Here is a 6,725-nt window from a genome sequence, read left to right on the forward strand (position 1 = left end):
TGGCCGTAGGCGGGGGGCTGCCAGGGCTGTTCGGGGTGGGTCGGGGGGGCCGGTTCCGTGGTCTGCCAGCCGGGGGCGGGCGACGGGTCGGGTTCGGCGGGCGGCGGGAACGCCGCGGGCGGCTGCTGGCCGGGGGGCCTCAGCTGCGGCGCGCCGAACACCACGGTCCGCTCACCGGCGGGCCGGATCGGCTGGTCGGCCTGCTCGCCCTGGTCGGGCGTGGGCTGTTCGGCCGACGCCGGATCCTCAGGCGACGGCCACTGGGGGCCGTTCTGCTCGGTCATCGGGTGGCTCCTTACAGCGCCTGCTCATCCATCCGGTCAAGGGCGCGCCTATACCACGCGACCAGTTCACAGCCTGCCTTCTGCTGCTCGATACAGCAAATCATTGGACGCCAACGCGACGGAGATCGTTCCCGTTCCCACCACCCGGAATTCGTCACACCCGACGAGTAGGGTTCCCCTCATGAGCCGATCACTGGTGATCAAGGTAACGGCGGGCTCCGACGCTCCGGAACGCGCCAATCAGGCCTTCACGGTCGCGGCCGCGGCGGTCGCGAGCGGCGTCCCGGTCTCCTTGTGGCTCACCGGCGAGTCCGCGTGGTTCGCCCTCCCGGGCCGGGCCGCCGGCTTCCCCGTCCTCCCCCACTCGACGCCCCTGCCCGACCTCCTGGACGTCATCCTCTCCGCCGGCTCGATCACCCTCTGCACCCAGTGCGCCGCCCGCCGCGACATCACCACCGCCGACCTCCTCCCCGGCATCCGCATCGCCGGCGCCCCCACCTTCGTAGAAGAGATCACCCGCCCCGAAACCCAGGCCCTCGTCTACTGAGACGGCTGGTGGAAAGCGGCAGGCCCGCGCCGGTGGGGTGCGGGCCTGGGGTTGTGAGTGGTCAGGAAGGGGTGGGGAGGACGGCTTTGAGGCGTTCGGTGCGGAGTTTGCCGGACCAGGTGTCGTCGATGCGCGGGAGCGGGCGCTTGAGGGCCCAGGTGAGGAGGAGGTCGGCGAGCGCCGGGTTGCGGACCAGCGCCGGGCCGTGCATGTAGGTGCCCATGACGTGGCCCGAGTAGGCGCCTTCGTAGCCGTTGCCGTTGCCGATCCCGACGAGGGTCTTGGCGAGCGGGATCGCGCCGGGACCCAGGTGGGTGACGCCCTGGTGGTTCTCGAACCCCGTGATCATCGGGATTTCGAGTGCCGGGTCGACTTCGCCGACGATCTCGCCGACGGCGCGGATCTCGCCGCGTCCGGAGCGGATGTCGAGCAGGCCGAGCCCCGGCACGGGCTGCCCTTCCTCCCCGCCGAACTCGTGGCCGAGGAGCTGGTAGCCGGCGCAGACCGCGAACACCGACGCACCGAACTCGACGGCGCGCGCCAGCCCGCCGTCGGCGCGCAGCCGCTGCGCGGCGAGGATCTGCGGACGGTCCTCACCGCCGCCGAGCAGGTAGATGTCGCCGTCGACGGGCACCGGCTCGTCGGAGTGGACGTTCACGGTCCGCGTCGCGATGCCGCGCAGCTTCGCGCGTCGCTCCAGGACGATGCAGTTGCCCCGGTCGCCGTACGTGCTCAGCAGGTCGGGGTAGATCCAGACGATCTTGATGACGTCAGAGGGCACGGCCGTACCTCGTTCGGATGTTCTGGAAGGCGGTGTAGTTGGCGATCACGTCGAGCTTGCCGCCCTGGACTTCCCAGACGGCCTGCTCGATGTCGTCGACGAGCTTGAAGTCGACTTCGGCGGCCTCCAGCCGGACGGCCAGATCGAGCCTGCGCTCGCCGGTCGCCCACACGGGACGTCCCTTGAGCACGCGGTAGTCCACGTCCCACAGCCACGAGGTGTCGCGGCCGTCGGGGCCCTGGGCGTTGATCGACAGTGCGACGGGGCCCGGTGCGGGCTCCAGCACGTCGAACGCCTCCAGCCAGCCGGCCGGGTTCTTCGCCAGCAGCAGCCGGATGTCGCGGCCCTCGTGCTGGACGGTCGTGTACCGCCCCGCCACGGAGGCGACGTTGCCGAGCAGCGGCAGCGCCTGCTGCGGCTGCACGCCGAACAGGGCGACCACGGCCAGCGACATCGCGCCGTTCGACCGGTTGGCCCGGCCGGGGAGCTGCAGGTCGAGGTCGTAGGTGTTGCCGTCGGGGGCCGTCACACGGTTGCCGTGCAGGATCCAGTCGGGCTTGGGACGCGCGAAGTCGCACTGGCGGCACGCCCAGTTGCTGTTCTCGCGGTCGAGGGGGCCACCGCACTCGGGGCAGCACCAGGAGTCCTCTTTCCACGCCTGCCCGGCCGCGACCCAGGTGACGCGCTTGGCGGTCTTCGCACCCCAGGTGACGAGCGGGTCGTCACAGTTGGCGACGACGTGCGTGTCGGCGCCGTCGAGGGCTTTGCGCCATTTGCCGGCGAGCTGCCAGATCTCGCCCGCTCTGTCCATCTGGTCGCGGCTGAGGTTCATCAGCAGGACGATGTTCGCGCCGGTCTCCTTGAGCACCAGCGGGACATACTTCTCGTCGCACTCCAGAACGCCGTATTTCGCATCGGGTGCGGCGGCGAGCGCGGACACATGGCCGGTCGGCATGTTCGCGCCGAACGCGTTGGTCGCCACCTCGCCGAGCCCGCTCATCGCCGACGCGATCAGCCTGGTCGTGGTCGTCTTGCCGTTGGTCGCCGACACCAGCACGAGCTTGCGGTCACTGGCGAGCCTCGTCAGCAGCTCGGGGTCGAGCTTCAGCCCGATCTTGCCGCCGATCACCGAACCGTCGCCACGCCCGGCCAGCCGCGACATCTTCGATGCCGTCCGCCCCAGGGCGACCGCCAACTGCGACCGCAGCGGAAGATCACTCATCGCATCCCTTTTCCCTTGGCCCTTGTCGCCGACTCTAGTGGCTGCCCCCGACGAACCGGTGGTGATCGACGGCGAACCGCCCAGGAAAGCACTTTGCGCTGTGAGAACGTGACGAATCGTGGCGATGTGATGCACACCGCACAAGTGCCAATGAATCTGTCTTGCGGCCCTAGTTACCGGGAGGACAAGGCAGAATCACAGGTACCAGCCGAGGCAGTGACTTGCCTGCCGGAACCGCCGAATACCGAAGGATCGAGCGCCATGCAGTGTCCGTCCTGCGCCACACCGGCGTCCGAAGGGCAGTCCCACTGCGCCCGCTGCCACGCCCCTTTGTCGGCTCTGGCGGGCGCGTACGCCCCGGCTTCGCTGAGCACCGAGAAGACGATGCAGCTGGACGCCTCCATGTGGACGGCACCCGCATCCCCGGACGAACCGGGCGAACCCACCCAGTGGTGGAGCCCGGCCATGGAGCCGGAGCAGCCCACCTCGACGGCGACCTCCCCCGTCCCCGACGACTGGTTCGCCGCCCCCATCCCCCCGTCCGACCCGTCCCCTTTGGGCGAGTCGACCGGCCAGTTCACCCCGGTCTTCGACGACGCCACCGCCGACCCCTGGTCCGCCGACGCCTTCACCCAGACCCCCTGGCCCTCCGCCACCCTCGAACCCCCCGCCCTCCCGAACGGCCAGCCCACCCCCTGGCCGTCACAGGACGCATCCGCCGTCCCCCACCTCGACTCCTGGCCCGCCCAGGACACATCCGGCATCCCCCCGCAGAACCCCTGGCCCGCCCAGGACGCACCCGGCGTCCCCCCACAGCCCGACTCCTGGTCCGCCGAGGCCAGCCCCGGCGTTCCACCGCAGCTCGACTCCTGGTCCACGCAGGACGGCCCCAGCGTCCCGCCGCAGCTCGACTCCTGGTCCGCGCAGAGCGCCCCCGCTCCCGGGCAGGCTGCCCCCGGGCTCGCGCAGGCCGACCTCGCCGTCCCCACGCAGGACGGCCAATGGCCCGCCCAGAACCTCCCGGCCATCGCCGCTCAGGGCGCACAGTGGCCGACACCCGCCGGACCGGACGCTCCCGCCCAGGGCGCGTGGCCCGCCCTAGAGTCCGCTGCTTCTGGCGTCCCTGAGTCCGCACAGGGCATTCCGCCCGCCCCCAAGCAAGTCGGACAGCGGCCCGCGCTCGACGCAGCCCAGTCCCAGGGACTCCCCCAGAACAACACCGCCTTCCCGCAGCGCCCCGCCCTGGAACTCCCCGCAGCCGCCTCGGCGACCCCCACCACGGGCGGCCAGTGGCCCGCCCTGGAGGCACCCGGCGCGCCCGGACAGAGCGAACCCTGGCTCGCCCAAGACGCAAACGCGATCCCTCCCCAGGGCGTACCCGGACAACAAGGTGCACCTTGGCCCGCACAGGACGGGCCAGGACACGGCGAACCATGGTCCGCCCAGGACGCTCCCGGCACCGCCGGACAGAGCGAACCCTGGCTCGACCAGAACGCAAACGCAATCTCCCCGCAGGACGCTCCCGGACAACAAGGTGCACCTTGGCCCGCACAGGACGGGCCAGGACGCGGCGAGTCGTGGCCTGCCCAAGACGCTCCCGGCGTCGCCGGACAGGGCGAACCATGGCTCGTCCAAGATGCGCCCGGAATCCCATCGCAGGGCGTTCAGCCGCCCTCGCTGAACGGTTCTGCGCACGGCCAAACATGGTCCGCGCAGGCCGAACCATGGCCCGCCCAGGACGCGACTGCAATCCCGCCGCAGGGCGTCCAGCCGCCCACGCATAACGGCTCTGAGCACGGTCAACCGTGGTCCGCTCAGGCCGAACCGTGGCACGCCCAGGGTGCGGGCGCGATCCCGCCGCAGGACGGTCAGTGGGCTGCGGAGGATGGGGCAGGGCACGGTGAATCGTGGTCGGTGCAGGGTGCAACCGGGGCTCCCGTGCAGGACGTGGCCGGTGTCTCTGGGCGGGGCGAGCAGTGGTCGGCTCAGGGTGCGCACGGCGTTCCGACGCAGGGTGGGCAGTGGCCTGCGGTAGCCGGACCGGAAAGCACCGTCAGGCTGGAGCCGGGTGAGCGGTGGCCTGTGCTGGACCCGTCCGGAGCTTCCGGGCAGGGCGAACAGTGGGCCGCGCACGCCGGGGCAGCGGGCGCTGTCGGGGCCGGGCCGGGCGGACAGTGGGACGGGCAGGACGTATCTGGCGTTGACGGGCAGAGCGGACAGTGGCCTGCCCTTGCCGGGCCGGAGGGTGCGGTCGGGCTGGAGCCGGGTGGGCAGTGGGCCGGGCAGAACGGACAGGTCGCTGCCGGGCAGAACGGTGCGCCGTGGTCCGGGCAGAGCGCAGCGGGTGGGTCCGCGGCTGACGTCGTCGGGCAGGGTTTGAACGGCGTGTCCGGGCCGTGGCCTGTGCAGGACGGGACCGGGACGCCCGCTTCGGGCGTCGCGGGGCAGGGGCTGGTGAATACGCCTGTGCCGTGGCCTGCGCAGGACGGCGGGAATGTGGCCGTGCCGGGTGAGGGCTGGGCGGCGCAGGGGGGTGGGGCGCCGGCTTGGCAGGCGGCGCAGGCGGCTGAGCAGCGGTCGCCGGAAGAGGCGTGGCAGCAGTGGGGTGGGCGTGAGGAGCGTCCGCTGTGGGATCCGAACGGGCCGATGCCGACGACGACGTCGCATCGGGCGGCGTCCTCGGGAGACGGCGGGCGGAAGGTCCAGCCGCTGGTCATCGGGGTGGTCGTGCTCGTCGTGCTGGCGATCATCGCGGTGCTCTTCGTGGTGCTGGGCGGTGACGGGGACAAGGCCGAACCCGGCAAGAAGGACGGTAAGGGCGTCCAGCAGGAACAGAAGGCCGAGGACGAGCCCGTCCAGCAGCCCGTCGACCCGGCGGCCAGAGCACAAGCCGTCAAGGTGAACTCCCTGCTCAAAGCCAGTGCGTTGAGCCGCAGAACCCTCGGTTCCGCGCTCGTCCTCGCCAAGAAGTGCGAGAAGCTTCCCGAAGCGATCACGGGGATGCAGCAGGTCGCGCAGCAGCGTCAGGACCAGCTCTCCCGGTCGCAGCAGCTCGACTACTCCAAGCTCGCCAACGGCGACGGGCTGAAGAAGGCGCTCGTCAAGTCGATGCAGTTCTCGTTGAGCGTCGACCAGGCGTTCCTGCAGTGGGCGCAGGCGCACCAGGGCTGCACGGGCGCGACGCCCGTCGACGACCCGCACTACAAGCAGGGCGTCAACCTGTCGAACCAGGCGACGAAGGCCAAGGCCCAGTTCCTCGCCGGCTGGAACCAGGTCGCGCCCGCCCTCGGGATCAAGAAAGCACCCAAGTTCTAAGCCCGAATTGCCGTAAATGCTCCACCTGTAGTGTGTGGGGCGTAATCACGGGCCAAACCCCGACAGAGGCCGCCGATGCAATGTCCGGAATGCCGTAGCGAAACCCCTGGCTCGCTGGGACGGTGCACACGCTGCGATGCCGTCCTGCCCCACGCGGACGACCCCGCGCCGTGGACTCCGCAGATCCCCGGCGGCGAGCCGTGGCCGCCGGAGCCCTGGACCCCGGAGAACGGCCCGCGCGCGTCCTGGCGTTACGACCCGTCCGAAGGCGAGCGTCCCGCTACGCAGGAGGCCCCGCTCCGTCACCCGTGGACCGAGCAGCCCGTCGCCGAGCCCGAGGACCGTCCCGAACGCGGCGGCCGCGGCACCTGGAGCACGGTCCCCGAACGGCAGGTCGCCGATCCCGAACGTCCGTGGGCCGCCCAGCCCGGCGAAGACCCCAACCCGGTCACCCACCCGGAACGCCCCTGGACGTCCCAGCCGGAGCCCCCCGCCGACGACCGCCCCTGGCCCGCCCCACCGGAAACCCCCGCCGACCCGGACCGCCCCTGGGCCGAGCCGCCTGCCGACCCCGAA

At 71.4% G+C, this 6,725-nt stretch carries 5 protein-coding genes and 2 pseudogenes; 3 read left to right on the top strand and 4 right to left on the bottom strand.

What is annotated here, in order from left to right:
* Nucleotides 1-284 (bottom strand): annotated as a pseudogene (locus tag ACYVE7_RS26330) (hypothetical protein); the annotation flags it as partial.
* Nucleotides 285-465: 181 nt separating this feature from the next.
* Here ACYVE7_RS26330 and ACYVE7_RS26335 point away from each other — a divergent pair.
* Nucleotides 466-831, top strand: a complete 366-nt coding sequence (locus ACYVE7_RS26335; protein ID WP_460368194.1) for a DsrE family protein — start codon at nucleotides 466-468, stop codon at nucleotides 829-831.
* 61 nt (nucleotides 832-892) lie between these two features.
* On the opposite strand, the gene ACYVE7_RS26340 is transcribed toward ACYVE7_RS26335, so the two are convergent.
* From ACYVE7_RS26340 to ACYVE7_RS26350, 3 genes are all read right to left on the bottom strand, one after another.
* Complete coding sequence (locus ACYVE7_RS26340) at nucleotides 893-1,612, bottom strand: type 1 glutamine amidotransferase (protein ID WP_460368196.1); 720 nt, start codon at nucleotides 1,610-1,612, stop codon at nucleotides 893-895.
* A complete protein-coding gene (locus tag ACYVE7_RS26345) occupies nucleotides 1,602-2,834 on the bottom strand; it encodes a MurT ligase domain-containing protein (protein ID WP_460368197.1) in 1,233 nt (410 codons plus the stop codon). Before ACYVE7_RS26345 ends, ACYVE7_RS26340 begins: the two co-directional genes overlap by 11 nt.
* Before the next feature lie 173 nt (nucleotides 2,835-3,007).
* Nucleotides 3,008-3,490 (bottom strand): hypothetical protein, encoded by a 483-nt coding sequence (locus ACYVE7_RS26350; protein ID WP_460368199.1) that lies wholly within the window; start codon nucleotides 3,488-3,490, stop codon nucleotides 3,008-3,010.
* A gap of 1,810 nt (nucleotides 3,491-5,300) precedes the next feature.
* Between ACYVE7_RS26350 and ACYVE7_RS26355 the strand changes: the two genes are divergently transcribed.
* Both ACYVE7_RS26355 and ACYVE7_RS26360 read left to right on the top strand, forming a co-directional pair.
* Entirely contained in the window at nucleotides 5,301-6,149 is an 849-nt protein-coding gene (locus ACYVE7_RS26355) for a hypothetical protein (protein ID WP_460368201.1), read from the top strand.
* 75 nt (nucleotides 6,150-6,224) lie between these two features.
* Nucleotides 6,225-6,725: pseudogene (locus ACYVE7_RS26360) on the top strand (hypothetical protein); the annotation flags it as partial.

It is taken from the genome of Actinocorallia lasiicapitis, assembly GCF_054778695.1.